20 protein-coding genes, 1 rRNA gene, 1 pseudogene and 1 other annotated feature are annotated in these 23,190 nt (G+C 43.2%); of the genes and pseudogenes, 19 read left to right on the top strand and 3 right to left on the bottom strand.

Features of this window, described 5'->3' with window-relative positions; genetic code table 11:
* Positions 1-32: 32 nt before the first annotated feature.
* The 10 genes from OCV70_RS00110 (at position 33) to thrS (ending at position 14,190) form a co-directional block, all read left to right on the top strand.
* Positions 33-2,132 (top strand): glycoside hydrolase family 3 C-terminal domain-containing protein, encoded by a 2,100-nt coding sequence (locus tag OCV70_RS00110; protein ID WP_019162665.1) that lies wholly within the window; start codon positions 33-35, stop codon positions 2,130-2,132.
* 4 nt (positions 2,133-2,136) lie between these two features.
* Complete coding sequence (locus tag OCV70_RS00105; RefSeq protein ID WP_262578954.1) at positions 2,137-2,907, top strand: polysaccharide deacetylase family protein; 771 nt, start codon at positions 2,137-2,139, stop codon at positions 2,905-2,907.
* Positions 2,908-2,993: 86 nt separating this feature from the next.
* Positions 2,994-4,562, top strand: a complete 1,569-nt coding sequence (locus tag OCV70_RS00100; protein ID WP_195588241.1) for a glycoside hydrolase family 43 protein — start codon at positions 2,994-2,996, stop codon at positions 4,560-4,562.
* Positions 4,563-5,038: 476 nt separating this feature from the next.
* Positions 5,039-6,472: an adenylosuccinate lyase gene (gene purB / locus OCV70_RS00095; protein ID WP_117850454.1), complete on the top strand. Its 1,434-nt coding sequence runs from the start codon at positions 5,039-5,041 to the stop codon at positions 6,470-6,472.
* A 58-nt stretch (positions 6,473-6,530) separates the two neighbouring features.
* A complete protein-coding gene (locus OCV70_RS00090; RefSeq protein WP_173768391.1) occupies positions 6,531-7,811 on the top strand; it encodes an adenylosuccinate synthase in 1,281 nt (426 codons plus the stop codon).
* 149 nt (positions 7,812-7,960) lie between these two features.
* Positions 7,961-8,782, top strand: a complete 822-nt coding sequence (locus tag OCV70_RS00085; RefSeq protein WP_173768389.1) for an HAD family hydrolase — start codon at positions 7,961-7,963, stop codon at positions 8,780-8,782.
* 36 nt (positions 8,783-8,818) lie between these two features.
* A complete protein-coding gene (locus tag OCV70_RS00080) occupies positions 8,819-9,745 on the top strand; it encodes a dipeptidase (protein ID WP_021924646.1) in 927 nt (308 codons plus the stop codon).
* 497 nt (positions 9,746-10,242) lie between these two features.
* A complete protein-coding gene (locus OCV70_RS00075) occupies positions 10,243-10,758 on the top strand; it encodes an SEC-C metal-binding domain-containing protein (protein WP_021924645.1) in 516 nt (171 codons plus the stop codon).
* Between the two features lie 120 nt (positions 10,759-10,878).
* On the top strand, positions 10,879-11,625 hold the full coding sequence (locus tag OCV70_RS00070; protein ID WP_147342978.1) for a YdcF family protein: 747 nt from the start codon (positions 10,879-10,881) through the stop codon (positions 11,623-11,625).
* A 296-nt stretch (positions 11,626-11,921) separates the two neighbouring features.
* Positions 11,922-12,129: a binding site (T-box leader), on the top strand.
* A gap of 126 nt (positions 12,130-12,255) precedes the next feature.
* Positions 12,256-14,190, top strand: coding sequence for a threonine--tRNA ligase (gene thrS, locus OCV70_RS00065; protein ID WP_173768386.1), 1,935 nt, complete (start codon positions 12,256-12,258; stop codon positions 14,188-14,190).
* 97 nt (positions 14,191-14,287) lie between these two features.
* On the opposite strand, the gene OCV70_RS00060 is transcribed toward thrS, so the two are convergent.
* The gene (locus OCV70_RS00060) at positions 14,288-15,157 is read right to left on the bottom strand and encodes a shikimate dehydrogenase (RefSeq protein ID WP_173768385.1); all 870 of its coding nucleotides are present in this window, start codon (positions 15,155-15,157) and stop codon (positions 14,288-14,290) included.
* Positions 15,158-15,224: 67 nt separating this feature from the next.
* Between OCV70_RS00060 and aroD the strand changes: the two genes are divergently transcribed.
* The 4 genes from aroD to OCV70_RS00040 all read left to right on the top strand — a co-directional run bounded on the left by aroD (position 15,225) and on the right by OCV70_RS00040 (position 18,346).
* Positions 15,225-15,995, top strand: a complete 771-nt coding sequence (gene aroD, locus OCV70_RS00055) for a type I 3-dehydroquinate dehydratase (protein WP_173768383.1) — start codon at positions 15,225-15,227, stop codon at positions 15,993-15,995.
* Positions 15,996-16,207: 212 nt separating this feature from the next.
* On the top strand, positions 16,208-17,053 hold the full coding sequence (locus OCV70_RS00050; protein ID WP_173768381.1) for a sigma-E processing peptidase SpoIIGA: 846 nt from the start codon (positions 16,208-16,210) through the stop codon (positions 17,051-17,053).
* 15 nt (positions 17,054-17,068) lie between these two features.
* On the top strand, positions 17,069-17,800 hold the full coding sequence (gene sigE, locus OCV70_RS00045; RefSeq protein ID WP_021924721.1) for an RNA polymerase sporulation sigma factor SigE: 732 nt from the start codon (positions 17,069-17,071) through the stop codon (positions 17,798-17,800).
* 114 nt (positions 17,801-17,914) lie between these two features.
* Positions 17,915-18,346, top strand: a complete 432-nt coding sequence (locus OCV70_RS00040; protein WP_173768379.1) for a hypothetical protein — start codon at positions 17,915-17,917, stop codon at positions 18,344-18,346.
* A 142-nt stretch (positions 18,347-18,488) separates the two neighbouring features.
* Here OCV70_RS00040 and OCV70_RS00035 read toward each other — a convergent pair whose 3' ends face one another.
* Positions 18,489-18,731 carry a helix-turn-helix domain-containing protein gene (locus OCV70_RS00035; protein WP_021924723.1) on the bottom strand — a complete coding sequence of 81 codons (243 nt, stop codon included), beginning with the start codon at positions 18,729-18,731 and terminating at the stop codon, positions 18,489-18,491.
* Positions 18,732-18,940: 209 nt separating this feature from the next.
* Between OCV70_RS00035 and OCV70_RS00030 the strand changes: the two genes are divergently transcribed.
* Genes OCV70_RS00030 through OCV70_RS00020 form a run of 3 tightly spaced genes read left to right on the top strand, consistent with a single transcriptional unit; the run spans position 18,941 to position 20,992 of the window.
* Complete coding sequence (locus OCV70_RS00030; RefSeq protein ID WP_117850438.1) at positions 18,941-20,086, top strand: hypothetical protein; 1,146 nt, start codon at positions 18,941-18,943, stop codon at positions 20,084-20,086.
* A 47-nt stretch (positions 20,087-20,133) separates the two neighbouring features.
* Entirely contained in the window at positions 20,134-20,643 is a 510-nt protein-coding gene (locus OCV70_RS00025; protein WP_173768375.1) for a hypothetical protein, read from the top strand.
* Between the two features lie 58 nt (positions 20,644-20,701).
* Positions 20,702-20,992 (top strand): DUF2085 domain-containing protein, encoded by a 291-nt coding sequence (locus OCV70_RS00020; RefSeq protein WP_244096290.1) that lies wholly within the window; start codon positions 20,702-20,704, stop codon positions 20,990-20,992.
* A 90-nt stretch (positions 20,993-21,082) separates the two neighbouring features.
* Here the strand turns inward: OCV70_RS00020 and OCV70_RS00015 are convergent, their stop codons facing one another.
* Positions 21,083-21,757: a hypothetical protein gene (locus tag OCV70_RS00015; RefSeq protein ID WP_262578951.1), complete on the bottom strand. Its 675-nt coding sequence runs from the start codon at positions 21,755-21,757 to the stop codon at positions 21,083-21,085.
* A 30-nt stretch (positions 21,758-21,787) separates the two neighbouring features.
* On the opposite strand from OCV70_RS00015, the pseudogene OCV70_RS20035 reads away from it, so the two are divergent.
* Together OCV70_RS20035 and OCV70_RS00005 are read left to right on the top strand one after the other, a co-directional pair.
* Positions 21,788-21,841, top strand: a pseudogene (locus OCV70_RS20035) (DUF6783 domain-containing protein); the annotation flags it as partial.
* Between the two features lie 988 nt (positions 21,842-22,829).
* Positions 22,830-23,190 (top strand): 16S ribosomal RNA (locus OCV70_RS00005); the annotation flags it as partial.

The following is a 23,190-nucleotide window of genomic DNA, read 5'->3' as shown; positions in this document are numbered from 1 at the left end:
TGTATGAAAGGAATGTGTAAAAGGAGGCTTGTATGAACAGAGACGAGGCAAGAAAGAAAGCGCAGGAACTGGTATCCAAAATGACATTGGAAGAAAAAGCCAGTCAGTTAAAATATGATGCGCCGGCTATAAAGAGACTTGGTGTCCCGGCTTATAATTGGTGGAATGAAGGACTTCACGGGGTAGCCAGGGCAGGACAGGCAACTGTATTTCCGCAGGCAATTGGCATGGCTGCTACATTTGACAGAGATTGCGTAGCTGAGATGGCAGATATTGTAGCAACAGAAGGACGTGCAAAATACAATGCATATTCCAGTGAAGAAGACAGAGATATCTATAAAGGACTGACATTCTGGTCTCCCAACGTAAATATTTTCCGTGATCCGAGATGGGGCAGAGGCCATGAAACTTACGGGGAAGATCCGTATCTGACCAAAGAGCTTGGAGTAGCTTTTGTAAAAGCTCTTCAGGGTAATGGAGAAACTATGAAAGCTGCGGCATGTGCAAAGCATTTTGCAGTGCATTCCGGACCGGAAGCGATCAGACATGAGTTTGATGCAAAGGCATCTGCAAAAGATATGGAGGAAACTTATCTGCCTGCATTTGAAAGCCTGGTAGAGGAGGCTGATGTAGAGGCAGTTATGGGAGCATATAACCGCACAAATGGAGAACCCTGCTGTGGAAGCCCTGCTCTGCAGAAAAAACTGAGAGATGACTGGAAGTTCCAGGGACATTTTGTATCAGACTGCTGGGCGATCAGAGATTTCCATGAACATCATATGGTGACTAATACGGCTTATGAGTCAGCAGCACTTGCCATTAATAATGGCTGCGATCTGAACTGTGGAAATACATATCTTCATATTATGAAAGCATATGAAAAGGGGCTTGTCACAGAGGAAAGAATTACGGAATCAGCAGTAAGACTTTTTACTACCAGATATCTTCTTGGGTTATTTGATGGCAGTGAATATGATGATATTTCCTATATGGAAGTAGAATCAGCAGAACATCTGGCAGCAGCAGAGAAAGCAGCAGCGAAGAGCTTTGTACTTTTGAAGAATAATGGAATTCTTCCATTAAAAAAAGAGAATATCAAAACAATCGGAATTGTGGGACCTAATGCAGACAGCAGAAAGGCTTTGATTGGAAACTATCATGGAACTGCATCCAGATATATTACGATCCAGGAGGGAATCCAGGATTATGTAGGTGAGGATGTGAGAATTCTTAGTTCTGTAGGAAGCGAGTTGTTTAGAGACAGGACAGAACCTCTGGCATTTAGCAGAGATCGTCTTGCGGAAGCTAAGATCGTTGCAGAAAACAGTGATGTGGTGATTCTTTGTGTAGGTCTGGATGAGACACTGGAAGGTGAAGAAGGAGATACCGGAAACAGCTATGCATCCGGAGACAAAGAGAGCCTGAAGCTGCCTCAGTCCCAGATTGATTTAATGGAAGCAATGGCTGGTTCCGGAAAACCGGTAGTTCTCTGTCTGATGGCAGGAAGTGATATTGACATGAGCTATGCAGCAGAGAAATTTGATGCAGTTATGGTTCTGTGGTATCCGGGAAGCCAGGGCGGAAAAGCGGCAGCAAAAATTCTGTTTGGGGAAAACTCCCCATCCGGAAAACTTCCGGTTACCTTTTACGAGAGCCTTGAAGAACTTCCGGAATTTACAGATTATTCCATGAAAGGCAGAACCTATCGTTATATGGAAGGAAAAGCACAGTTCCCCTTTGGATATGGACTTACCTACAGTAATGTAAAAGTAGAAAATGCAGAGGTAAGACAGTGCGGACGGCAGATAACAGTAGAGGCAGAAGTATATAATAAGGGTAATGCAGATACGGAGGAAGTTGTTCAGGTTTATGTAAAAAATCTTGACAGTAAAAATGCAATTCCAAATCCTGCACTGGGAGGATTCCAGAGAATTTTTGTAAAAGCAGGAGAACGCAGAAAAGTTATGGTTCCTGTCTGGGAAAAGGCATTTACAGTGGTAGATGAAAATGGAAAACGTGTAGAGGATGGCAGGAAATATGAGATTTTTGCAGGCTGTAGCCAGCCGGATGAAAGAAGTATAGAGCTTACCGGAACAGCACCTGTAAAGATAATCTGGGAGAAAGAAGACTGAGCTTATGAAATTTGAATCGTTTTATCCGCAGTGGAAAGACCGGGCAGTTACATTCAGTTATGATGATGGCCAGATTTTTGATAGAAGACTGGTTGATATTTTTAATAAATATAATCTGAAAGCAACATTTCATCTGAACTCAGGGACTTTGGATACAGAAGGATTTATAAAAACACAAGAACTGAAAAGCTTATATCAGGGACATGAAATTGCCTGCCATGGTGTTGCACATGAGTATCCCACACATCTTTCGCAGGAAAGGCTAGTTCAGGAATTTTATCAGGACAGATGCAGTCTGGAGAGAGAAACGGGAAGGATTATCAGGGGATGCTCTTATGCATTTGGAGAATATGACGAAAGGGTCATCAATACTCTGAAGAATCTTGGGTTTGCATACAGCAGGACCGTGGAGTCTACAGGAAATTTCCGCATTCCGGAGGATTTTATGAGGTGGACTCCGTCCTGTCATCACAATGATGCATTCAGGGGAATTGCAGAAAAGTTTTTGCACAAACCGGATTATCAGAAGCTTCCTCTTCTCTATGTATGGGGACACAGCTTTGAGTTTGACCGGGAACAGACATGGGAGCAAATGGAAAGCTTCTGCAGAAAGATTTCAGACCATGAGAATGTGTGGTATACCACTAATATAGATTATGTGAATTATATGAATGCAGCCAGAAACCTGATATTCAATGCAGAATGTACCTATGTAGAAAATTTATCAAAAATAAAAATATATTGTAAAATAAATGGAGAGTGCCAGATCTTATAATCTGGCATTCACTGATATAGGGTTTGCTGAAAAGCATATAAGAGAGTTTACAGACTTCATATTTGATTTACGGGAGGAAATGATCAATGATAACTTGTAAAAATCCGATTTTAAGTGGCTTTTATCCGGATCCGTCCATATGCAGGGTAGGAGAGTGGTTTTATCTGGTTACATCTACTTTTGCATATTTTCCGGGAATTCCTGTATTTCGCAGCAAAAATCTGGCACAATGGGAGCAGATCGGCAATATATTGACACGGGAGAGCCAGCTACCCTTACAGGGCTGTGAACATAATGAGGGGATTTATGCTCCTACACTTCGGTGGCATGAGGGAACTTTTTATCTGATCACTACCAATGTATCTGGCGGTGGAAATTTTATAGTAACTGCAAAAAATCCCCAGGGTCCATGGTCAGAACCTCATTTTTTGGAAAATGCCAGGGGAATCGACCCTAGCTTATTCTTTGATGAGGATGGAACCTGTTATTATATCGGGCAGAGAGAAAATTCCCGTGGCGGCAGGTACAATGGTGATTGCGAAATATGGATACAGAAGCTGGATTTACAGACTTTCAGGCTAGAAGGGGAGGCACATCCTGTTTTATATGGATTCCAGAGAAATGCAATCTGGCCGGAGGGTCCTCATCTTTATAAAAGAAATGGTTATTACTATATTTTTCATGCAGAAGGTGGAACAGCGGAGCATCACAGTGAAATGGTGGCCAGGAGTAAAAACATTTTTGGTCCCTATGAATATGCAGGGACAAATCCGATCCTGACGCACAGACATTTGGGAAAAAATGCGGAGATTACCTGTGTAGGACATTGCGATCTGACTGAGGATGAACAGGGAAACTGGTTTATGGTTGTTCTGGGCTGCAGACCTGTGGACGGAAAGACATTTCTGGGAAGAGAGACTTTTCTGGCAAAGGTAGAGTGGGAGGATGACTGGCCGGTGGTAAACCCGGGAGTAGGAATGCTGGAAAAGGAAATCTGTCTGCCTGGTGAGAAGGATAACTCTATGCCCGGAGAACTGAATGAAGTCAGAAATTACAGTTTCAAAAATATGACAGATAAAAAGCTTCCACTGGATTTTATGATGCTCAGAAATCCCCAGCCGAATGCTTATACAATAGATGAACAGGAAGAATGTTTAAAACTTCCTGCAAAAGCTGTGGCAATTGGGGATAATGGGAGTCCTTCGTATGTTGCGGTGAGACAAAAGCACCATAGATTTCAGGCAGAGACGGAGTTTTTGTTAAAAGCAGGAGAAAAAGGTGACAGAGCCGGAATTGCCTATCTTCAGAATTCTCAGAATTATCTTCTGGCAGAATATGGAGAAGTGGGGGCAGACGGCTATATCTATGTCACAGTATGTATCAATGGAACAGAGAAAATACTTGCAGAAAAGAAAACAGAGAAAAGAGGTATGCAGACCCTGAGATTGAGCGTAGACCAAAGCCTGGCACAGGTATGGCTGATTCGGCCTGAGACGGAAGAAAAATCGCAATGTATAATCAGGGAGGTGGATATCAGCCATATGTGTACAGAAGCGGCAGGCGGTTTTACCGGCTGTACAGTGGGAATGTATGTACACTCTGAACAGAAACAGAGTACAGGCTGTGCGCAGTTTTGCAGATTTACGGTAAAGTAACAATCATTCTGATGATTCCGGCAATTGGTTGTTCTGCCTTTGCGTTTGTGTTAAGATCCCATCTTTGACAGTTGTAAGGTGGCAAAACGGCTACAAACCCAGTAAATATGGGTGTTGTGGTCGTTCTTCTTTTATTATACTACACTATTACAAACAAGCACATATAAAAACGTAAAATTTGACATAAAAAATGCAGGTTTTATAAGGCCTGCAGGGTGATTTTTAATTATTCAACTGTCAAACTCCCGCCTCTGAACATGTACGAATGAAGGAATTCCTGGGAAAATTCCATCAGGGGCTTGCTTAAAATCTTTGGATGTTATATAATCCCCTTGTATGTGGAAAAGACTGAGGCATCAGTCTGCCCTGAAATATAGGAAATTTATCCACATTATGTCTGTAGTCCGGTATTTGCCGCATACAGACAGGCTGCAAAGTGAATTATAAATATTTACTTAGAAACAGGAGAAAAAAGAATGAGTACAGACAGATATACAAGCCCTTTGTCTGAGCGTTACGCCAGCAGGGAAATGCAGTACATTTTTTCACAGGATATGAAATTCCGCACCTGGAGAAAACTCTGGATCGCTCTGGCAGAGACTGAGAAAGAGCTTGGACTGAACATTACCCAGGAACAGATTGATGAACTGAAGGCTCATGCAGATGATATCAACTATGATGTTGCCAGAGCACGTGAGAAAGAAGTGCGTCATGATGTTATGTCCCATGTATATGCTTACGGTGTGCAGTGTCCGAAAGCAAAGGGAATTATCCATCTGGGAGCCACATCCTGTTATGTAGGAGATAATACAGATATCATCGTTATGACAGAAGCACTGAAGCTGGTTCAGAAGAAGCTGGTGAATGTAATTGCAGAGCTTTCAAGATTTGCTGACAAATATAAAGATCAGCCAACACTTGCATTTACACATTTCCAGCCGGCACAGCCAACTACAGTGGGTAAACGTGCTACACTGTGGACACAGGAATTTATGATGGATCTTGAAGATCTTGAGTATGTTCTTGATACCATTAAGCTTCTTGGCTCCAAGGGTACTACCGGTACACAGGCAAGCTTTCTTGAGCTGTTTGACGGAGATCAGGAGACCATTGACAAGATTGATCCTATGATCGCTGCGAAGATGGGCTTTAAGGAATGCTATCCGGTATCCGGACAGACCTATTCCCGCAAGGTTGACACTCGTGTTGTGAATGTGCTTGCAGGAATTGCAGCAAGTGCGCACAAGATGTCCAACGATATTCGTCTTCTTCAGCATCTGAAAGAGGTTGAAGAGCCATTTGAGAAATCCCAGATCGGATCTTCTGCTATGGCATATAAGAGAAACCCCATGAGAAGTGAGCGTATAGCTTCTCTTTCCAGATATGTAATGGTAGATGCCTTGAATCCGGCCATCACCTCTGCTACCCAGTGGTTTGAGAGAACTCTGGATGATTCTGCCAACAAGCGTCTTTCTGTTCCGGAAGGCTTCCTTGCAATTGACGGAATCCTGGATCTGTGTCTGAATGTTGTAGATGGTCTTGTAGTCTATCCGAAGGTTATTGAAAAACATATGATGGCTGAGCTGCCTTTTATGGCAACTGAGAATATCATGATGGATGCAGTAAAAGCCGGCGGAGACCGTCAGGAGCTTCATGAGCGTATTCGTGAGCTTTCTATGGAAGCCGGAAAGAACGTAAAGGTAGAGGGTAAAGATAACAACCTTCTTGAGCTGATCGCAGCAGATCCTGCATTTAACCTGACCTTAGAAGAGCTCCAGAAGACCATGGATCCGAAGAAATATGTAGGTCGTGCGAAAGAGCAGACTGAGACCTTCGTTTCCAAAATTGTGAAGCCTGTTCTGGATGCACATAAGGAAATGCTTGGAATGACAGCAGAAATTAATGTCTGATAAACAGAATTTTTATAGTAATAAATCAATTCGATCAAACACAGGAGGAATTTGAGTTATGATCAAAGCAGTAGTTGGAGCAAACTGGGGAGATGAAGGTAAAGGAAAAATTACCGACATGCTCGCTGAGAAGGCTGATATTATCGTTCGTTTCCAGGGCGGTGCAAATGCAGGACATACTATCGTAAATGATTATGGTAAGTTTGCACTTCATACCCTGCCGTCAGGTGTATTTTACGGACACACTACAAGTGTGATCGGCAACGGTGTTGCTCTTAATATCCCTGTATTTTTTAAGGAATACAATGAAGTAGTAAGCAAGGGCGTTCCGGCACCGAAGATCCTGATCTCTGACAGAGCACAGATGGTTATGCCATACCATATTCTGTTTGATCAGTATGAGGAAGAGCGTCTGGGCGGCAAGTCCTTTGGTTCTACCAAATCAGGTATTGCACCTTTCTATTCTGATAAATATGCCAAAATTGGCTTCCAGGTAAATGAGCTTTTTGATGCGGATCGTCTGAAAGAGAAGCTGAAAAGCGTTTGTGAGACAAAGAATGTTCTTCTTGAGCATTTATATCATAAACCTCTTCTTAATGTGGACGAGCTTTTCGCAGAGCTGATGGAATACAAGAAAATGGTTGCACCATATGTATGTGACGTTTCCCTGTATCTGAACAATGCATTAAAAGAGGGCAAGGAGATTCTTCTTGAGGGACAGCTTGGAACTCTGAAGGATCCTGATCACGGTATTTATCCGATGGTTACTTCTTCTTCCACACTGGCTGCTTACGGTGCAATCGGAGCAGGTGTTCCGCCATACGAAATCCAGAAGATTGTTGTTGTAAGTAAAGCTTACTCCAGTGCTGTAGGTGCTGGTGCATTCGTTTCCGAGATTTTCGGCGAAGAGGCTGATGAGCTTAGAAGACGTGGCGGTGATGGCGGAGAGTACGGTGCTACCACAGGACGTCCGAGACGTATGGGATGGTATGACTGTGTGGCTTCCAAATACGGCTGCCGTCTTCAGGGTGCTACTGATGTGGCATTTACGGTACTTGATGTACTTGGATACCTGGATGAGATTCCGGTTTGCGTAGCTTATGATATCGACGGAGAAATCACCACTGAGTTCCCGACCACAGCTAAGCTTGAGAAAGCAAAACCTGTGATCGAGAAGCTTCCAGGCTGGAAATGCGATATCCGCGGAATCAAGAATTATGAGGATCTTCCGGAGAACTGCAGAAAATACATCGAGTTCATTGAGGAGAAGATTGGATATCCGATCACCATGGTTTCCAACGGACCGGGAAGAAACGATATCATCTACAGAAATAAATAATTGGAAGAAAGCGGAATGGGATTTCCGCCTGACCTTGAGGGATAACACTGCGCCGGAGGATTTTCTCCGGCGCAAGCTGTATCTGGATGATTTTCCTTTGAACAGGTCAGAGCTTATTTCAGAGAAAAAATAAATACAGGTGTTAATAAATGAAGAATTTTAAACGAATAGCAGCCATTCTTGGAGTGGTAATTTTGCTGGCAGTGTGCTGTCTGCCCATGATCTTTGCGTTTGGAAGCGGGGAGAATTCCCAGGGGAATTTTAAGGCAGCAGTGGGCAGCGTCATTCTGGTGCCAGTGCTGGCTTATGTATTTTTGATGGTTTACAAGCTTCTGAAAAAAGAGGATAAGGAGGCAGAGGGCGAAGTGAAAAATATTATTTTTGATGTGGGACAGGTTCTGGTTTCCTATGAGTGGGAAGATTATCTGAAAAGTTTCCATTTCCCGGAAGAAGAGGAGAAGCTGATCGCAGAGGCTGTGTTTAAAAGCCAGACCTGGAATGAGCGTGACCGGGGACTTTTCCCGGAGGAAGAGTACCTGAAGCAGTTTATTGCCGCACTTCCGGCTGAGTATGAGGAGGATGTGAAGCGGGTTCTTAGAGAATCTGAGAAAACGATCCAGATTAAGGATTACGCTGAGACCTGGACCAGCTACCTGAAGAGCCAGGGCTATCATCTGTATATTCTGTCAAATTACAGTCAGTTTATGCTGGATCACACCAGAGCGAATAAAATGCCTTTCCTGAAAAATATGGACGGTGTTATTTTCTCCTGTGAGGTAAAGGAAATCAAGCCGGAACCCCAGATTTACAGGACCCTTCTTACAAGATTCGGATTGAAGCCAGAGGAAAGCGTGTTCTTGGATGACCGCCCGGAGAACTGTGAGGCCGCAAGAGTGCTTGGCATTCACGCCATTGAATTCCATAATCTGAAGCAGGCTGCGAAGGAACTTGAGAAGCTTGGGGTGAAGTAGAACCATACAAATATAAGGGCAAAGGATGTTTCGAAGATGAATTATTTTGACTGCCATGCAGATACACTTACGGAGATTATTTCAGGAGAAACCCTGGATCAGAATTCCGGGGATCTTGACTTAAACCGGCTGGGGGATTTTGTGGAAAATTACACCCAGATTTTTGCAGTGTGGAAGGATGCACAGAATTTAAATAAAGAGGATCCTGACAGGGACTTTCTGCAGCTGTATCACCGTGCAATTGCATATCTTGAGGAAGAAAACCGGAAAATCCTGCTGTGCAAAAGCGGTGAGGACATGAAAAAGGCGCATAGCATGAGAAAAGCAGCTGCCTTTTTATCCATAGAGGACATTTCCCTTATGGGAAAATACGTGGAAAATGTGAGAGAGATGGGCTTTCGCTTTGCTATGCTGACCTGGAATTATGAGAATAAATATGGATGCGGAGCTGCCTTTGACCAGGAGAAGGGTCTGACATCTGAGGGAAAAGAACTGGTGAAAACTCTTCTTTCCCAGAATCTGGTAATGGATGTTTCCCATCTGTCCGATCAGGGTGTGGAAGACCTGTTTGGGCTGACAGACAGACCCATCATTGCGTCCCACTCAAATGTAAGAGAAGTGAGGGACAGACCGCGAAATATAAAGAAAGAACATTTGAAGGAACTGATTCGCAGAAAGGGAATCATTGGAATGAATTTCTTTTCCAATTTTGTGGGAGAAGAGCCCAAGGTGGAGGACCTGCTTCGCCATATGGATCAGGTTCTGGAAATGGGAGGAGAGGACTGCCTTGCCATTGGCAGTGATTTCGACGGCTGTTCCGGAAGATTCCCGGAAGGAATTAAGGGCGTTCAATCTGTTCCAGACCTGCGCAGAGCCCTTCTTGCCCATGGCTTTGGTGAGAGCCTGGTGGAGAAGATTTTCCATGAAAATGCATACCGGTTTGTTTTGGAAAATGTAAAATAGAAGAACAAAATGTAAGCGCCCCGGATTCTGAGAGTACGTCAGAACCCGGGGCGTTTCGGGGAGGATATAAGTTGATCTATATTACTGTTCACTGGTACTGTTCCGCGAGGTGTTTTGTGTGAACAAAGTTCACACAAAACCCGAGAATTAAGTTTGCGCAGCAAACGCTGCTTCTTGTGCATTGCACAAGAAGGTTCGTCTTTCTGTGCATTGCAAAGCGTGTTGCTGGGCACAGAGTGAACAGTAACAATCTCATTTGTCTTTTGTACTGCCATATCATTGAAGGGGGTTCAATGAATTTGCTGTTCATCACTGAACACTCATAGTATGGGCTTTCTTCTCTTTTTTTATACATATGTCACAGAAAAACAGGTAAAATTTTATGAAAACCTTAGAAGAAAAAATAGGATTTGTTTTTTTGATAAAAAGATGTTATAATAATATTCAGCTGTAAAACGGCATAATTACGAAATTTTTGTTGAAAAGAGGAATAAGAAATGAGCGATAAGACCATTTTAGAGCAGTGGCGTGCCATTGCCTATGACCAGCAGGCAGACCGTAATAAACTCCAGCAGTTCTGGGCAAGATATTTTGCTATTGAGAAGAACATTTATGCACAGCTTCTTGAGAATCCGGACGAAGTCGTTACCGGTACAGTAAAAGAGCTGGCTGAGAAATATAATCAGGAAGTTCTTACCATGGTTGGTTTCCTTGATGGAATCAACGACAGCCTGAAGATCCAGAACCCGATCGAGACTATGGATGAGAACACTACCGTAAGCCTTTGCTTCGACAAAGAGCTTCTTTACAAGAACATGGTAGACGCTAAGGCTGACTGGCTTTACAATCTTCCGCAGTGGGACAAGATCTTCACACCTGAGAAGCGTAAAGAGCTTTATCTTGAGCAGAAGAAATCCGGTACTGTTGTGAAAGCACACAAGATTGGACGTAACGATCCGTGTCCATGCGGAAGCGGAAAGAAATATAAATTCTGCTGCGGTAGAAACAAATAATCATAGTGCATAATGGACCGGAAGCCAGATGAGCTTTTGGTCTTGGGGAACGGATTGCAAGGGTGGCATAGCTGTCCTGCAATCCGTTTTGTGTATCTAACAGGAAAGTGAGAATAGAATTTGAGTTTACTATGTTTTTGTGCAGGCAGTATCTGTCTGGCCTATTACCTGTTGATTGTGGTTTATGCGGGGATTACCGCTGATTTCGCCTGGATCTGGTTGGTACTGGCGGCAATTTTGGAAGGCGGCGCAGTTTTGATCCGCTATGGAAAAAATCATCCCGGATTTTTCCCAGGATGGGTGAAATATGCAGTATCAGCAGTGGTGCTGCTGGGAATCGTGTGCTTTGCAGCACTTTGCAGCCTTGTGGTTTCCGGTATGAAAACATCAGCCCGGAAAAATCTGGATTATGTGGTAGTGCTTGGCGCCCATGTAAAAGGGGATGTACCGTCCAAGGCACTGGAGCTTCGCCTGAAGGCAGCACTGAAATATGCCAGGGAGAATGAGGACACGATCCTGGTTCTTTCCGGCGGACAGGGCTTCGGGGAAGATATTACAGAGGCGAAATGCATGGAGAATTACCTCACAGCCCATGGGATTTCCAGGGAGCGGCTGGTGCTGGAAGAGAAATCCACCAACACAAAGGAGAATCTGAAATTTTCGGATGCGCTTACAGGCTGCAGCCAGAAAAATACGGGAATCCTGTCCAATAATTTTCATGTGTACCGTGCGGTGAAAATAGCAGAAAAAGCAGGATATGAACATCCTTATGGAATAGCAGCCCCATCAGACCCAATCATGCAGGTTCATTATGTGGTGCGGGAAGCAGCGGCTCTTATAAAGGCGAAAATTTATGGGAATATTTAAAAGAGAAATGATCATACTGCTTGTTAGGCATTTATGAATTCATTCATGCCTGCGTACAGGACTTTCATTGTTACTGTTCATAGGTAATATTCCGCGAGGTGTTTTTTGTGAACAAAGTTCACAGAAAACCCGAGGTTTGCGGCGCGAAATCATGCAAAGCATGATTTCTGTGCATCGCGAAGCGTGTTACTGGGCACGGAGTGAACAGTAACCTTTCATTGCAAATTTTTCTCCTCTTTGTTTTTGTAGTTATTGACAAACCCAGAACCCAAGGCTATAATGAGGCATAGTGATAAGAAAACACGTTGACGAGAAGAGTAAACTGTGGAATGTTTCAGAGAGAGGCAGGCAGCTGGAAATGCCTTATCAGGAAGCAGTTGAAAACTACCTCTGAGTGACCCTAATCCGGTCCGGTGATTCCGTTACCATCAAATAAGTGGCCTGGTTTACAGATACGTATGCTATGGCAAGCAGGGTGGAACCGCGAGTATACTCGTCCCTTACAGTGTGAGAGCATTGTAAGGGGCTTTTTTATTTCGTCCCTGCAAAGGCAAACGTTACCATACGTTTTTTGTATCAGACAGTTTCCTGCCAGATACAGTTTCAGAAAAAGAAAAGGAGACACGAATCATGATTATCACATTAAAAGACGGTTCTAAGAAAGAATACGCAGAAGCGAAATCCGTTATCGACATTGCATCCGACATCAGCGAGGGCCTTGCAAGAGTAGCCTGTGCAGGTGAAGTTGACGGAGAGGTCGTTGACCTGAGACATGTAGTTGACAAAGACTGCGAGTTAAGCATTCTTACATTTGAGGATGAAGGCGGAAAGGGAGCTTTCCGTCACACCACATCCCACATTATGGCACAGGCTATCAAGAGACTGTACCCGGATGTAAAGCTTGCAATCGGACCATCTATCGCAGACGGATTTTATTATGATATTGACAGCGAGAACCCGATCACCACAGAGGATCTTGCCAAGATCGAAGCAGAGATGAAGAAGGTAGTGAAGGAAGCACTTCCGATCACCCGCTTCACCAAATCCAGAGAAGAAGCAATCGCATTTTTCAAAGAGAAAGATGAGCCATACAAGGTAGAGCTTATCGAAGATCTTCCAGAGGATGCTGAGATCAGCTTCTATCAGCAGGGCGAGTTCGTTGACCTTTGTGCAGGACCTCACCTGATGACAACCAAACCAGTAAAGGCATTCAAGCTTACCAGCATTGCAGGTGCTTACTGGAGAGGAAGCGAGAAGAACAAAATGCTTACCAGAATCTACGGAACTTCCTTCACAAAGAAAGCAGATCTGGAAGAGTACATCAACCGTATGGAAGAAGCTAAGAAGCGTGACCACAGAAAGCTTGGCAAAGAGCTTGGACTGTTCATGATGAGCGACGAGGGTCCTGGATTCCCGTTCTTCCTTCCAAAGGGAATGGTTCTTAAGAACACACTTCTTGACTACTGGAGAGAGATTCACCAGAAAGCAGGATATGTTGAGATTTCCACACCAATCATGCTGGCTCGTCATCTTTGGGAGACTTCCGGACATTGGGATCACTATAAAGAAAATATGTACACAACTGTTATTGATGAGCAGGATTTTGCAATTAAGCCAATGAACTGTCCAGGCGGTATTCTTGTATATCAGTCTGAGCCACGTTCTTACCGTGATCTGCCGCTTCGTATGGGTGAGCTTGGTCTGGTACATCGTCATGAGAAATCCGGTCAGCTTCACGGACTGATGCGTGTACGCTGCTTCACACAGGATGATGCCCATATTTTCATGATGCCGGAGCAGATCCGTGAGGAGATCAAAGGCGTTGCAAAGCTGATCGACGAAGTATATCAGCTGTTTGGATTCAAATATCATGTAGAGCTTTCCACACGTCCTGAGGATTCCATGGGAAGCGATGAGGACTGGGAGATGGCTACAGACGCTCTTCGCGGAGCTCTTGACGACCTTGGTCTTGACTATGTGGTAAATGAAGGAGACGGAGCATTCTACGGACCGAAGATCGACTTCCATCTTGAGGACTCCATCGGAAGAACCTGGCAGTGCGGTACCATTCAGCTTGACTTCCAGCTTCCGCTTCGCTTTAACTGCGAGTACATTGGAGCTGACGGAGAGAAACATCGTCCGATCATGATCCACCGTGTAGCATTCGGTTCTATCGAGCGTTTCATCGGTATCCTGATCGAGCATTTTGCAGGTGCTTTCCCAACATGGCTTGCTCCTGTTCAGGTTAAGGTGCTTCCGATTTCTGACAAATATATGGACTATGCAAACAAGGTTCTGGATGATTTGAAAGAGTCTGGCATCCGTGCTGAGATTGATACCCGTGCTGAGAAGATCGGTTACAAGATCCGTGAGGCAAGACTTCAGAAGATTCCTTACATGCTGGTTGTTGGTGCGAAGGAAGAGGAAGAGGGCAAGGTTTCTGTAAGAAGCCGTTTCCTTGGAGATGAAGGTGCAAAGGATCTTCAGGAGTTCATCACTTCCATCAAAGCTGAGATTAAGAGCAGAGAGAACCGCAAGGTAGAGGTTCAGGAAGAGAAGAAATAATCTATGTAAAAAATAACAGGCGCTGCTGTAAAAAGCGGCGCCTGTTTTCTTAAAAATGTGAATTTTGTTATGAAACAGAGTACTATCAGGAGAAAAATCAATCAGCGAAGAATTTTGCCTTAATTTCCTTCACTGGCATTTCTTTCCCGGTCCATAAGCGGAAAGCCTCTGCACCCTGATAAAGAAGCATATACATACCGTTAAAGGTACGGCAGCCAGCCTCTCTGGCTTCCTTGAGGAAACGGGTTTCCCGGGGATTGTAGATGACGTCGGATACGATCAGGTCCGGGTGATAGAGGGAAGTATCTTCAATAATCGTTCCCTCAGTGTTTGGGGCCATGCCTACGGAAGTTGCATTGAGGAGCAGGGCACTTTCAGAAATGGCCTGGGCAAGGGCTGCCGTATCCTTATTTTCGTGAAGGACTGCCTTGCAGGGAAGAGTGGAGTTGATATTTTCTGCAAGCTTCTGGGTGCGATCCCAGAAACGGCTGGTTTCCCGGGCAAAAATGTGGATTTTTTCCACGCCGTCAAGAGCAGCCTGTGCACAGATGGCAGTAGCAGCACCGCCGGCACCCATGATCGTGATGGTTTTGCCTGTGATGTCATAGCCGGCATCTTTGACTGCCTGCATATAGCCAACACCGTCTGTGTTGTATCCGGTAAGATGTCCGTCATCATTGACAACGGTATTCACTGCACCGATTAGTCTGGCTGCCGGGGAAAGCTCGTCCAGAAGCTCTACAATCTTGTTCTTGTTCGGCATGGTAAGATTAAAACCGCGGATGCCGCAGGCCTTCAGACCATCGACAGCTGCCGGAAGAGTCTCTTCATTTACCTCAAAGCATAAATAGGTGTAGTCAAGGTCAAGAAGCTGGAATGCTTCGTTATGCATAAGGGGAGAAATACTGTGCGCTACCGGGCTTCCAAGAAGTGCGGTAAGACGGGTATGGCCGGTAATTGGAATCATAAGGAACCTCCTGAAATTTTATAAACTTACTTCTTATCTTATTCTAATAGAAAGGAGATGTCAAGAAATGACAAAACCTATTCAGATCAAGAATCTGACCATTGGGGCAGGAATCCCCAAAATCTGTGTTCCTCTTACGGGAACCACAGAAGAAAAAATCTGCCAGGAAGCCAAGGATGCGAAAAAAGCCGGAGCAGACCTGGTGGAGTGGCGTGCGGACTTCTTCGAGGGCCTGATGGACAAAGAAGCCTGTAAGCAGGTGCTTGGAAAGCTTTCGGAAATCCTTGGAGAGACTCCGCTTCTTTTTACTATCCGCACAAGCGAGGAAGGCGGAAATATTGCCATCTCCATGAAAGATTACAGCGCATGTTGCCGAAACGCTGCCAGAAGCCACATAGCAGACCTTGTGGATGTGGAAGTGATGGGAAATCCAGAAGAAAAGAAAAAACTGGTGGCAGAGCTTCAAAGGGAAGGTGTCAAAATCATTGCTTCTTCCCATGATTTTGACAAAACAGACAGCCAGGAAATCCTTCTGGACCGTTTCCGCGAAATGGAAAAATCCGGGGCAGATATTCTGAAAATGGCAGTAATGCCGCATGGTTTTGAGGATGTGGCAGCCATTATGGAGGCAACCAATGCCATGAGAAAAGAGTGCGAAAAGCCGCTGGTATCCATGGCAATGGGAAGCATAGGCTCCATCAGCCGTATTTCCGGGGAAAACTTCGGTTCCGGAATTACCTTTGGAACGGTAGGAGCAGCTTCTGCGCCGGGACAGTTCCCTATTGGAGAGCTGCGAAGTCTTCTGGAAGCGCTGCACCAGAAGAATCTGGAGGCATGATCCGGAAATTGTTCTTTATGCGATTATTTTCAGCTTTGCTTTACATCTCTCGAATGACTTCGAAAAAAGAAAATTGACAGATCGCGCTGTCGATTAGGCGCGAGAAATTCTCAGGATTTCCCGTCCCTTTTTGACAAAATCTGCGCCCCCTGTGACCGTATAATGGGTTCACTTACCAAAGTGAAGGATTGACGGCCACAGGGGGCTTTTTTATGTATTATGACGTATACATAGACATCGTCTTTCTGACGAATCTTTTTATGGATTATATTCTTCTTCGCATTGTTGGCAAACTGTTTCTGCGAAAAAGAAGCCGCAGAAGGATCTTGCTGGCGGCAGCCGTCGGCGCCCTTTTTTCCTGCCTCATTCTTTATGTACCATCGGATGGGCTGTTTCCGGCAAAGGTGCTTCTTCATGGAGGCTGTGCCTGGATCATGCTGGTTCTGGGACTGGGGCTTAAGCCGGGAGGAATGCTGGCGAAGGCACTGGTGACTTTTTACCTGATGGCATTTCTCATGGGCGGCCTTATGGAGGCGGCGCCAGTGAAGAATGCCGCGCCGCTTCGGTTTCTGGTTGTGGCAGCAGGGGCCTACATGGGACTTAGCGCATTGATCTATGTCAGCGATTCTTTTCGCGCCAGGTGGAAAAACATCTATCCGGTTACCCTGTCCTATCAGGGAAATGTACAGCAGTTTTTCGGATTCTGGGATACGGGGAACCTTCTTGTGGATCCGATAAACGGAGATGGGGTTTTTGTTGTGAAACCTGAGGTTTTGGAGGCAATGCTGCCTGAAGAGAAAAGAGACAGGCTGATGCACCTGCAGGAGGATCCAGGGGAGCTGGAAGGTACGAAGCTTACTGATCTGCATCCGCATTTTCTACCCTACAAAACAGTGGGAAAGGAAGGCGTGATGCTAGCGGTGGTGTTGGATGACCTTTGTATTCACACTCCCGGGGAGGTGATTCATGCAGCGAATCCGGTGCTGGCACTGGCGGTGGAACCCTCTGCTTTGGGAAAAGAGTACCAGGTACTGTTAAATTCCAGAATATTGCATTAGGAGGGGGACTCGTCTATGAACCGATCAGCAGCAAGTGCAACTTATTATCCGTTTCAGGTGATGCCAAGATTCCTGTTTGGCAGGCAGGGGGATGTTTATTATATTGGCGGAAGCGACATTCTGCCGCCGCCGCTTGAGAGCCAGAGAGAAGCCAGGATCCTGGAGAAGCTGGGGACACCAGAGGAAAAGGAAGCCAAATCACTTCTTATTGAGCACAATCTTCGGCTTGTGGTGTATATTGCAAAGAAATTTGACAACACAGGGGTGAGCGTGGAGGACTTGATTTCTATTGGAACCATCGGACTGATCAAGGCAATCAATACCTTTAATCCGGTGAAAAATATTAAGCTTGCTACGTATGCATCCCGGTGCATCGAGAATGAGATCCTGATGTACCTTCGCCGGAACAGCAAGACGAAAATGGAGGTTTCCATAGACGAGCCTTTGAATGTGGACTGGGATGGAAATGAGCTTTTGCTGTCGGACATTTTGGGAACAGATGATGATGAGATTTCCCGCCGTCTGGAGGATGAGGTGGAGATTCGTCTTCTTGGAAAAGCCATTTCCAAGCTTTCACCAAGGGAGCAGACCATTATCAAGCTGCGGTTCGGCCTTGGCAGACACGAAGGCCGGGAGAAAACCCAGAAAGAGGTAGCGGATCTGCTTGGAATTTCGCAGTCTTATATTTCGCGGCTGGAGAAGCGGATTATGAAGAGGCTGAAAAAGGAGATTGTGAAGTATGAGTGAGAGAATAATTTTAGAAACAATTTTGCATATAAAATAGAAATGCTGGGCATTCTGTTAAAAAGGTAAGGAACAGTTTTATATGAAAGAACCTTTTTTAACGGAGGAGAATTGCCCATGAATGCAAATGCAGAATTTTTAAACTACGTATACCAGAATTCCCAGATGGGAGTGGACACCTTACAGCAGCTTCTGGACATCACAGAAGATGAGAAGCTTCAGGCCTATCTGGAAAAACAGTTGGAAGGCTACCGCAAATTCCACAGCGAAGCCCGCGACCTGCTGAACCGGAACGGATACGATGAAAAAGGCCTTGGTACCTTCGAAAAAGTCCGTACCTACCTGATGGTGAATCTTCAGACCATGACCGACGCCTCCACCTCCCACATCGCCAAAATGCTGATCCAGGGTAGCAGCATGGGAATCACCGAAGCCGTGAAAAAGCTTCATCAGTATGAAAACAATGTGGAGAAGGATATTAAAAAGCTGATGGAACGGCTCCAGGAGTTTGAGGAGGAGAATGTGGAGAAACTGAAGGAGTTTCTGTAAGCTGCAAATATTAGCAACTGCAAGAGAATATATTTCTTAAAATGATTTGCTGTAATATAATATGTAAAAAGTGCAAAAAATAATAAGTTCGCAAAAATTTTCTCATTATCACATGAAAATGTAATTGGAAAATTTTGCGAACTTATTGTTCTTTTCTGGGAGAATCTTCAGGTAAGACAATTTTTGTGTTGGTAAATCCAAGAATATAGTCAGCAGAAACGTTATAGTATCTGCATAAAGCAACCAGATAGCGGATTGGCATTTCATTCGCACCACGTTCGTATCGTGCATACATCGTTTGTGAAGTGCCTAAATAATCAGCAATCTGAGTCTGGGTTTTATCGGCATCCTCGCGTAAATCGCGAATACGTTGTCTGTAATTCAAGTAAATCCTCCTGAAAACATTGAAAAAATAAGATTTCATTTTAGTTTTTGTATAAACCTAAAAAATATGATTCAGAAATAAAATTTATATAATTTTAGCATAGGAAGATTCTTTTATATTGAAATTAGTAAATAAATGTACTAAAATAAGAAATAGTAAATAAATTTACTAAAACCACAAACTCTGGTTTTTTAAGAATGGAGAATGTTATGGAATATATAATTATTTTACCGATTACATTTGAAGTAATTATTGGTGTTTTGATGCTTCTGTTAGGTGCAGGCTATACATTTGTGGCAAATATTACCGATATGATAAGGGGGATATCCTGGGTATCATTTTTTCTATGGACTTTTTTTCAGGCAGGGAGAGAAATCGTTTATGCTTTTAGAGAAAGGCGGTTTATATGGATTTTATATGGTATTAAGTATTTGTTTTTCGGAGCGTTTTTTTCATATTTTCCATATGCATTATGTCTTGTCTTTTTTGACAATGCAGAAAAAGTAAATTGTATCAGTGTTATGATATCTCTTGCTATTTTGATCATAATGTGTGCAGTGGATAATTGGTTGATGAAAGAATGGGCAGGTGTTGGTGCGTTTATTACTGCACTTATCATACAGTTTGTGGTCATGATCGTTCCACAGGTATATGCGTATAATGTTTGGGCAGCAGAAATTTTGGAAACTCCTGTGGAAGAAAGCATTACATATAAATTAGATAGAGAAAGTTTTCCGATTGTAGAAGCAGGGTGTAGATATAAGTATAAATATGGTGTTGCAGTATCGTACTTTCCCCTGTCACTATCTATGACGGGCTATAAACTGAAAAAATTTCATAAGGGAGAGGTGGTATATTCTATTGGAAACCAATCGGATTTTGGAAAAGTTGGATGGTTAAAAAGCGGAAAATTCCGTTATGAAGATTGTCCGTTGGTTTGCAATGCTGATCGTTCTGTTGTAGGTTATATACCTATCAGCCATTTTGAAGGATATGCGGATAAAGAATTACTTGAGTCAGTAAAAGAAGATGCGCTTGGACAATCTTTTGAGATTTATAATTTACATAAAAATAAGAATGGCTCTTCAAGAGAGATACAGACACATATAACTTTTCTTGATGCTTCTACTCTTTATCTTAAAGAAAGTAAGTTCACACCAGTGTGTAAGGAGAACAGTGATGGAATGGTTTTTGAGGATTGGGAAGAAGAGAGTATGATTCAGGAAGCATATTATTCCTATGAATTTACCAAAACTAAAAAGGAAGAGGTGATTTTAAGTTTTAACAATGGTAAATACAATGTGGAAATTAATTATAATAACAATACGATTTCGAGCATCCATGCAATAGATTAGGCAGTGAAAGCACTGCCTATGGGCGCTTTGGGAGGAAAGGCAGAAAAATGAACGAATTTAATAACAGGAAACAACAAAATGGAGAAACAAAAAGATTAAAATGTCCATCTTGTAACAGTACTAATTTACAATATGTGACCGAAACAGAAACAAAAGTAGAAACTTCAGGATATTCTGGCTCAAAGGGATTCCTGGGCTATCTTTTCTTAGGACCATTTGGACTGCTTTGCGGAAATTGCGGAAAATCCCAGAAAACGACGGTTACAGATGAACATAAGCATTTCTGGGTGTGTTCTGATTGCGGCTGTAAATTTCCTGCACTTGAAGATCTCGAACAGGAAATACAAAAGAAGAAAAATGCTTTAAAAGGAGTCGGATCAATATTTGTTTGCTGCTTAATTCTTGTTATTATGGGAATTTTGATAGATTATTCTTTGCTTAAAATTATGGGAATAGGATGTGCAATTTTTACTGTAATATTAGTTCCTCTGCTTAAGAGAGAAATAAAAACAAAGGAATCAGAATATGCAGAACTTGAACAAAAAGTTAAAATGTAAGCTCCTGCTTTTACATAGATACTTTATGCATATAGGAAAATACTCCGGATGTCATCAGATGCCAGAAAGAAGTTTTTTTATAAATGGGATGCAATTTCCATTATGTGCACGCTGCACAGGGATTTTAGCAGGATATTTAGTTGGAGTTCTTTTATTTGTGCTGAAAATATTTGTACCTATAGAAGTATGTTTATGTTTTGGCTTGGTTATGCTGGGGGATTGGTATATGCAGTATATTGATGTTCTGCCGTCAACTAATATACGCAGGTTTATAACTGGTACATTATGCGGCATAGGGTATCTGCAGATTTTAATTAAAATATTTTATATGGTAGCGAAAATGGTATAATTTTATATTTTTAATGAAAGGTATATTTATAAAACCTTCTGTTGCTGAGACGAGTAACAGAAGGTTTTTTTATGGAATGCTGATAAGTGGTTATAGGGGGGAGTGTTTGGGATTTTGGTTTAGGTACTCATTTAAATAGGCCTGTGCTTTCTCCTCGGAAAGATGAAATTTGGAAATTAGCTTTTGAATAATGAGGGTAGAGGGTGCATTAAATTCCATACAGGTTTCAATCGTAGTGCGGATACCTATTTCAATTGCTTCTTCATATGCTTCCTCCCGAAGCATGCGCATCGTTTTCTCTTCATCATATTCGTAAATACTCATAGCTTTTGCCTCCGCTCGATTTTTTATTAGAAAATCCCGCAGAATATTTTCCTGGATACATTCGGTGATGGCTTTTTCAACAGCGTCAGATAATGGCATCTGGGCAGAGTAGGTTCGGATGCGTGATACATATTCGGAATAATCACGAAGGGTGTGACAAGCATCCATCAGCTCCTGATTATGTCCCTTGTTTATATTTAACATGACAGCTTTCAGCTCCAGTGCAGGATAATCTGCAGTAGGATGGAATAAATCAGAAAGCAGGTATTCCGTTCTGTCAGGCTGCTGTTCTCTTCCATTGTAAAAAATAATAAAAGAAGGTAATGGAATCTGTATTGCTTTTCTACCATACAGGTTCATATCTTTTGTATAAGCAGAATAAATATCTGCTATGTACATAAGAAAACGCAGGGGCAGGTTAGAGCGTGTTTGAAAAATCATTCCCGCAATCTGCACGCCCCACTTTGCGGTATATTTTGCCCGAATTCAGTTGCCGTAGCCCGCTACGGCGCCCTCATCCGGACAAAATCTCCCACAAATTGTGACGCACATCTTGCAGAAAGCCTTTTTCAAACACGCTCTAGGATTAACCGTGGATTGCTGCTCATAAAGTGCCAGACGCATATCAATGATAAAGGAAAGATCATTCGCCATTGTCATATAGATTGCGTTCTCAAGTGTGGTAATGGTGAGCAGTGCGGGATCGTCATAATGGGTTCCGTTAATTGTATTGTAAAGGTTCAGTAATTCTTTCTTGTCATTAAAAATCATCTTGTACAATCTGTCTTTGTATAAGCGATTAGCAGACAATGCGGTAGTATCCATAGAAGACCTCCTTTTAATAAAAATGGCGGAAGATCTCCTGGATAATCCGATTGCGTTCCTATTAGAAATCTTCCTGCTGTTATATGGGAAAAGCATGAGATTTCTGAAGCGGCAGAACGCCGGAGATATCGGAAATGATATCAAATAGACTTACTGAAATGAAATACTTTCTTATAGTATAGTATAAACAAGGAAAAGATGCAAGGAAAATCGTTTGACATAATTCGACAAATAACCTGCACAAAAAAATATGTAATTTTTTGTAAAAAGTGCTTGACTTCTCCTTGCGGCAGTGGTATATTAAACAAGCTGTCGCAAGGAATTGCTTCTGAAATACTGAAAAAGAAATCAGTTTTCAGAAAATTTAAATTAACTGTTGACAATCGACTGAACTTATGGTAAAGTAATCAAGTCGCTGGGACAGATAAGAAAAATGACGGCGATGAAATCCTTTGGAAAACACTTCGAAAAACTTTTGAAAAAAGTTCTTGACAAGATTTTCCGAATGTGATAATCTAAATAAGCTGTCGCAAAGAGCTGACAGCAGAACAACCTTGATAACTAAACAGTGAAACACATACGATTCTCGAAAATTTCTTTATACAATTCATTTTCGAATGAAAACTTATTAAACAGTAATGACGAGAGATAACTAAGCTAGTTGGTTGTCTTGAGTACATCAAACACTTTATCAGAGAGTTTGATCCTGGCTCAGGATGAACGCTGGCGGCGTGCTTAACACATGCAAGTCGAACGGGAAATACTTTATTGAAACTTCGGTCGATTTAATCTATTTCTAGTGGCGGACGGGTGAGTAACGCGTGGGTAACCTGCCTTGTACTGGGGGATAACAGCCAGAAATGGCTGCTAATACCGCATAAGCGCACGGAGGCGCATGTCTCTGTGTGAAAAACTCCGGTGGTATAAGATGGACCCGCGTTGGATTAGCTAGTTGGCAGGGCAATGGCCTACCAAGGCGACGATCCATAGCCGGCCTGAGAGGGTGAACGGCCACATTGGGACTGAGACACGGCCCAGACTCCTACGGG

The sequence above is a fragment of the Blautia acetigignens genome (assembly GCF_025566865.1).
Lineage (GTDB): Bacteria > Bacillota > Clostridia > Lachnospirales > Lachnospiraceae > Blautia_A > Blautia_A acetigignens.
Note: the sequence above shows the minus strand (reverse complement) of the source record. Positions and strands in the feature narration are given on the sequence as shown.